This window comes from Phormidium pseudopriestleyi FRX01 (assembly GCF_017313335.1).
Taxonomy (GTDB): domain Bacteria; phylum Cyanobacteriota; class Cyanobacteriia; order Cyanobacteriales; family Laspinemataceae; genus Laspinema; species Laspinema pseudopriestleyi.
The window spans coordinates 1-6,843 of sequence record NZ_JAFLQW010000579.1 but is presented as its reverse complement, the minus strand read 5'-3'; the positions used below and the strand labels follow the sequence as shown (position 1 = coordinate 6,843).

Genomic DNA, 6,843 nt, shown 5'->3' with positions numbered 1-6,843 from the left:
GTTGAGAATGGCAACTTGAGCGCGGACTAAATCCCCATTAAATTTACGTCCTGGGGCGACACAGAGATAAACTACTTGGTTTGAATTAATTCCTAAAGAATGTCTCAACATATCGCAGTCGGCTTCAATTCGCTCAAATCCTGAACTTGCAACAAAGGAATCCGGCATCCGGATTAATTGTTCTTGATAGTAGGATTCGCTTCCCTGGGGGTGAGTCTGCCAATCCCCGAGGAAGTAGTTTTTTGAAGAAATAAATGGCGCATCAAAGCCCAACCAAGTGATACAAACTGGGGCAGGACGAGATGCTAAAATTTCAATATTCGTATCAATAGTTAATGAGTCTAAATCAATTAAAATATCTAAATTGTCATTCTGGATTTCTTCAAAAATAGTTTGCCGGTTGACTCTTCCAGGGGGATGATAGAGTTTAGCCGCTAAGTTTTCAAAAAGAGTCGTGCGATCGTCCGGTTGGAGAGGACCTGTGACATACAGATACAGATCCGGGGTGAGTTGAGATAACTCGCGAAGGATATCCACACTGCACCACCCCACAGAATGTCGCTTGTAATGAGGGGAAATGATGCCAATTTTTAACGGATTTGAGGCCAAGCGAGGGGGGAAGTTAGGGGAAGTAGAGGGAGTCTGGAAGCGCGGTAAGGTGGGAATAAACCGTTCAGAAATTTGCCGATAAAAGTGAGAATTTAGGCGGAGATTATCGCGGATATTGGTGAGGATATAAAAGCTGTTGTAATACAGACGTTGGATATCCCGATCGCAGAGGTTATCTAAATTTTCCAGGACTTGAGACTCTAAGGTTAAAAAATGGTGATAGGCATTTTGAGCGCTGCCTGCTTTGAGATAGGCACTAATCCAGGCGATCGCTGCCATTGATTGCCCTTCCCCTTGACACTGTTCTATATAGCAGTCGGCAGCTTTACGCGCAGCGGCAAAGTTGTCAGAACTGGTGAATAATTCATATAAATTCCAATGCGCTTCTACTAAGTCAGGTTGAAGGGATATCGCCATTTTATAGCTGTTTATGGCTTCTTCCATCCACCCTTGCTGTCGGTGAATGATGCCTAAATGAACATAAGCTTCCGCTGAGGTGGGTTCAAGTTCTAACGTTTTTTGAAACAGAGACCGGGCTTCTTCTAACTGTCCTTGATTCATCAAATCCGTACCCAAGCTAAAATAACCGGAAGCCCCGACTAATTTGGGGTTGATATTAATCGCCCGTTTTTGATAACAAATTCCCTGATGGATGTCTCCGGTTTCTTTGAATAGTTTCCCTAAGTTCCAGTACAGTCCAGCTAAATTGGGGTTGAACTCTAAGGCAGTTTGATAGGCGGCGATCGCCCGGGGGAAATCTCCCTGCTGGTAGTAGATAGTCCCGAGATTTCCGTGGGCTTCTGCGAACTCAGGACAGAGGGCGATCGCCCATTGGTAAGCCCGAATTGCCGCCTCCAATTTTCCCGATGCTTGTAACACATTCCCCAAGAGTTTGTAACTGGGGGCAAAATCGGGCTGCATCTGAATCAATTGATGGCAAATCCTCAGGGCAGAATCCAATTCTCCTTGACGGTAATATGTCTCTGCTTTCTGAATTAATGCTTCAACGGGATTATCAGTTTTGGGTATGAAGTTGGGCTGATTCATAATTAATAATATTATAAAAAATCATTTAATGAGCAAGTTCCGCCCAATATATCAATTTTATCAAAGAATCTATATTGACATAAATATCATCAGTTCTGGCGTCCTTGTACATTCGCTTCGCAGGACGAAGATTAGGGCGGTTAGCGTAGTATTTCTCCAAACCCTCTCCAATTAAATAATAATAGTCTAAATTGATTTGATTACTTAAAATCCAATAACAGTTTTCAACATAGCGGGGCGCAAATATTTCAATCAGTTTTGTCCCCGGTTGACAAAATACGGCATTACTGAGTCCGGCTCCATGAGGGGCCACTATCGCTTTTGCAGATGCCATAATTGCGATCTGCTCAGATACAGAGAAAGATTCTAATATAACCATTTTAAATCCAAATTTACCCAAACATTCTAATATTTCCTCTTCATTTACAAATCGCCGAAACTGTGAGCGTTGACGGCTAATATATATCCGTTCATATCCCTGCAATGGGTTGGGTCCCGCTAGAGGCATAAATTCTTGACGCAGAAATTCACATACCCAGGGAGGTACTCCCTGAATATAATTACCAAACCATTTCGGTATGCTGCTAGGAACCGAGGGAACGATTAATCGAGAAGCTTGAATATGGGGATATTCTACGCTGGTGATGATTTTTTCTTCAGGTATCCCCAAAAAATTTAAAGTTTCTCTTTGAAAAGCGTGGGTGTAATTATTGATGACGAATTTATCAATATTATCCCAGTCGATACCCTGATATTGAAGTAACTTGAATCGGGGCAAAATGTCCATCATCCAATGGTAATAAGTACCCCCGCCTATGGTAGATAAAAATGCTATATTTCCATTAATTTTTTTAATTTTAGGGAGCTTATTGACTTCCGTAAAACAAGCAACATTTCCTGTAGAGAGTTCAGCAATGAGTTGATTTTTTTCTGTAAAAATAGCTGCATTAATTAAATCTCCCCAAGCCCATCCGTTGGGCAGGATTGCCAAATACCTTTCGGGAAACTCTCCCCACCTTTCTTGGAGATTAGTAGGGACTTGAGGGAAGTTACCTGAAGAATTTTGGGGTGCTTGGAGATACACCGATTGACCGGAGTTAATTTTAATATAGGTGAAAGCTCGTTGATTTTTATCAAAATCAACAGGAAGATTTGCCATTGATAAGCAGACAGTTTTAGGAGGATTATTGGGAACCGCTACTAACTGCTTAAGAATCGCTTCTAAATGCTTTTGTCCTTTAAAAAAGCGCAAAGATAAGTCGGGTTGGAGTTGGAAGGCTTTGTGAAAAGCTGCGATCGCTTCGCATAATTTTCCCTGGAGTTGCAAGCACATCCCTAAGTTTCCGTAGGCAGCGGCAAAATCGGGTTGCAGTTCACTTGCTTTTTGCAAACAAGCGACGGCTTCGTCCAGTTGATTGGTTTGTGGAAAAACCTGTCCTAGCTTATGGTAAGCATTCGCATAATCAGGTTTAATTTCAATGGCCTTTCTTAAATAAAAAATCGATTCATTAAATTTACCTTGCTCCAATAATAAATCTCCTAAATTCCCATACAGTTCTGCTAAACCGGGCTTTAAAGTAATTGCTTTTTTCAAACAGTTAACCGCCTCACTGATTTGGTTGAGTTCGGCCAAGAGGTTAGCTAAATTTCCATAAGCCTCAGCTAAATTGGGTTTAAGCTGAATTGCTGTGGTAAAACAATCAAATGCCCGTTTTCGGTCTTTCACCTCATGTAATAAAATTCCCAAGGTGCAATAAGCCTCGGCTGAGTTGGGTTGCAGAATAATTTGTTTCTCTAAACAGGCGATCGCTTCTTTTATCGCACCAATTTGTATTAAACAATTTCCTAAATTGGCATAATATTCTGCTAACTGGATAGAAGTATTGGAGGTTTTTTCAAATAAATCTATTCCCGATTGGTAAGCGCGGATTGCCGCCTCTCGTTTTCCTGATGATTGCAATATATCTCCCAGGAGTTTGTAACTCGGAGCAAAATTAGGCTGAATCTGAATCACTTGATGGCAAATACTCAGGGCCAACTCTAATTGTCCCTGTTGGTAAGATGCCTCTGATTCCTGAATTAATGGCTCAACTGGCTTATCCATTTTTTGCTTATTTTGGTAATCACTATTAAGAACTACAAGTCCACTCTTATTGCTGCCCCTAAACAAACCCCGCCACTTTCATCAGTTGGAAGAGGGATTCTATATTAACATAAATATCTTCAGCCCGAGGGGGGCGATTCACAGGCTTGGGGCGTAAATCGGGATGGTTTTCATAGTAATTTTCCTGATTATCCCCAATCAGATAATAATAGTCTAACCCAACGTGATTGCTAATAATCCAATAACAATCGGGAACATACCGGGGAGAAAAAATCTCCACGAGTTGAGTCCCCGGTTGACAGAATAGGGTATTAGTTAATCCCGCCCCATGTGGGGCTATAATCGTTTTAGCCTCCTTCATTAAAGCAATTTGTTCCCGGACAGAAAGCGTTTCTAAAATGACTGTTTTAAACCCCAAGGGTTCTAAGAAGGCGCTGATTTCTTCTTCATTAATAAAGCGACGGACTTTCGCTTTGCGACGGCTAATATAGATTTTTTCCGGGCTGTCAGAATCTTGGGAATCGGCGAGGGAGGTAAATCTCTCTCGGAGAAAGTCACAGACCCATTTGGGCGGACCTTCAATAAATGGACCAAACCATTTTTCTGTACTACTGGTCACAGAAGGAACCAATAATTGAGTGGCCTGAATGTGGGGATAGTCCAGACTGGTTATCAATTTTTCTGGAGGAATATTTAAAGTATTAATTATGTCCTCTTGGAAGCGATGGCGAACATTATTGATCACAAATTTATCAACTTTATCCCAATCGATGCCACTGCGGCGCAAGAGTTCAAGTCGCGGGAGAATATCTACCCACCAATGATAATAAGTATCGCCCCCCAGGGTTGAGATAAAGGCCACAGTCCCCTCAATTTTATGAACGGGAGGCAATTTATCTAAAGCGAATACAAAGGGGACATTCCCCGTAGAGAGATCCGCTAAAAGAGTATTGTTTTTAGACCAAATCACGCTGGTATATAAATCACCCCAAGCGCGTCCATTGGGGAGAATCGCCAGATAGGTTTCCGGTGAATATCCCTGGGTTTCTGGGAAATAAGTCGGAAGCGCCTCATCCGCCACCGCCAGGGTTTTCCCTGCGGTTAAATGAACAGGGAGGCGCGGACTCATTTCCAGATAAGTGATCTCCGATGCCCGGTCATTTAAGTGGAATTGGGTGGCTAAATTTTGAGTTAATGGACAGATTTTTTTGGGTAAACTCACGGGAAGTTCCACCAAAGATTCCCGAGGTATTGCTTCTAAATGAGGTTGTCCTCGGAAGTAAAGCATCCCAAAATCTACATCATACTTAATCGCATTTTGGAAACAAGAGATGGCTTCTTCCAGTTCCCCTTCTCGGTGTAAAATATTGCCTAAATTGCCATAGGCCATTGCTAAATCCGGTTGAAGGGCGATCGCATAACGCAGAGAGACTTTGGCTTCATCGAGTTTGCCTTGTTGTTCCAGAACGTAGCCTAAATTGCCGTGGGCGAGGGCAAAATTGGGCTGAATTTTAATACAGTCTCGCAAACAAGCAGCGGCAGCTTCTAGCTTGCCTTGTTGCTGTAAGGTGGTTCCTAAGTTGCGGTAAGCTTCGGCGAAATTGGGGTTAATTTCAATGGCTTTTTTAAAACAATCAATCGCTTCTGCTTCGCGATTGACCTTTCTTAAAATTATACCTAAATTATTATAGGCTTCAATCCAATCCGGTTGCAGTTTGAGAGTAGATTTAAAGCAATCAATTGCTAATTCAATTTGATTTTTTTGTTGCAGCAAATAGCCAAGTTTAAAATGACCTACTGCAAGATTCGGTTGCAGAGTTATCGCTTTCTGAAAACAGGTAAATGCCTCTTCTATCTTCCCCTGAGATTCCAGAAATATCCCTAAATTTAAGTAAGCGGGACCACAGTCAGGGTAGGTTTCAATAAACTGCTGATAAAATGCCGTAGTTTCCTCAATATTTCCGCGTTTACTTAATTCCACTCCCACCTGATTATGCAGGTCCGGGGGAAACTGAGTCGGATTGAGGTTTAAAGCAGTTTTCTGATACTCTGTCCCCTCATCGCCTCGTCCTTGTTCTTTAAAAACTTTTCCTAAATTCCAATAAACTCCGGCCCAATTGGGCTGAATGGTTAAAGCTTTTTGATAGCAGGATACCGCTGCATCTAACTGACCAATTTGATAAAAAATTGTCCCCTGATTGGCATGAACTTCCGCAAATTCTGGATTGAGAACCAAGGCGCGATGGTAGGCCCGCATTGCTGCTTCTAGTTTACCTTGAGCTTGAAGAATATTGCCCAAAGTTTTATAAATTGGAGCAAAATTTGGCTGAATTTGTATTAGTTGATGACATAAAGCCGCTGCCTCGGTCCACTTGCCCTCCTGATAATAGTGTTCAGCTTGTTGATTGGTTGCAGTCGCCTCATTGATATGCATCACGGTTCCACTTTTCTCGGTTGTTGGGTTATCCCTATACAGTGATGGCCAACGGAAACAGTTAAAAGGACCGGAATATTATATCATAACCGTTCCCCCAATGGGAAAGGGGTGCAGTCAAAACTACACCCCTGGGGAACGTGCGAGATTGATGAATTCAGTTATCCTTGAGAAATGGCATGACTGAGGTTAAAAGCGACTCATTAACCTTGGCATCAATCCGATTGTTTGTCTTCAAATTTTAGGAGATAACTTTTAGACAAAAGCGGGATTTTGTTGCTTTTCCAGATATTGGATTAAGGCATAAGCAAGGTCGGCCCGCGTCATCAGTTCTAAGGGACGAATGGCCTGATTGCTATCGGTATTGACAAACCCTTCTTGTAAGGCGGTTGCCATTGCTTGCTTGGCCCAATCGGGGATATCCACGGCATCGGGATAGTCATTTAACAGTTCTTTTACGGCATCTTCCGAGAACTGAAATATCCCATAAGCTTGGGCAAAAATTGCTAATCCTTCGGCGCGAGTTACCGGGCGATCGGGGAAAAATCGGCCTTGACTATCCACGGTCATTGTGCCAGTTTTTAAGGCGATTTGAATTGAGGCATAATCCGGGCGATCGCCCGTCATATCTTGAACTGAAATTTCTGGG

At 42.4% G+C, this 6,843-nt stretch carries 4 protein-coding genes; all 4 read right to left on the bottom strand.

The genetic code is table 11. The features are described from left to right. On the bottom strand, nucleotides 1–1,656 hold a 1,656-nt coding region (locus tag J0895_RS22090), incomplete at its 3' end, for a tetratricopeptide repeat protein (RefSeq protein ID WP_207090149.1). A 25-nt stretch (nucleotides 1,657–1,681) separates the two neighbouring features. Beyond that, nucleotides 1,682–3,760 carry a tetratricopeptide repeat protein gene (locus tag J0895_RS22085; protein ID WP_207090148.1) on the bottom strand — a complete coding sequence of 693 codons (2,079 nt, stop codon included), beginning with the start codon at nucleotides 3,758–3,760 and terminating at the stop codon, nucleotides 1,682–1,684. A gap of 58 nt (nucleotides 3,761–3,818) precedes the next feature. After that, nucleotides 3,819–6,194, bottom strand: coding sequence for a tetratricopeptide repeat protein (locus J0895_RS22080; protein WP_242541506.1), 2,376 nt, complete (start codon nucleotides 6,192–6,194; stop codon nucleotides 3,819–3,821). A gap of 255 nt (nucleotides 6,195–6,449) precedes the next feature. Next, the coding region (locus J0895_RS22075) for an S-layer homology domain-containing protein (RefSeq protein WP_207090146.1) at nucleotides 6,450–6,843 on the bottom strand (394 nt) is incomplete at its 5' end.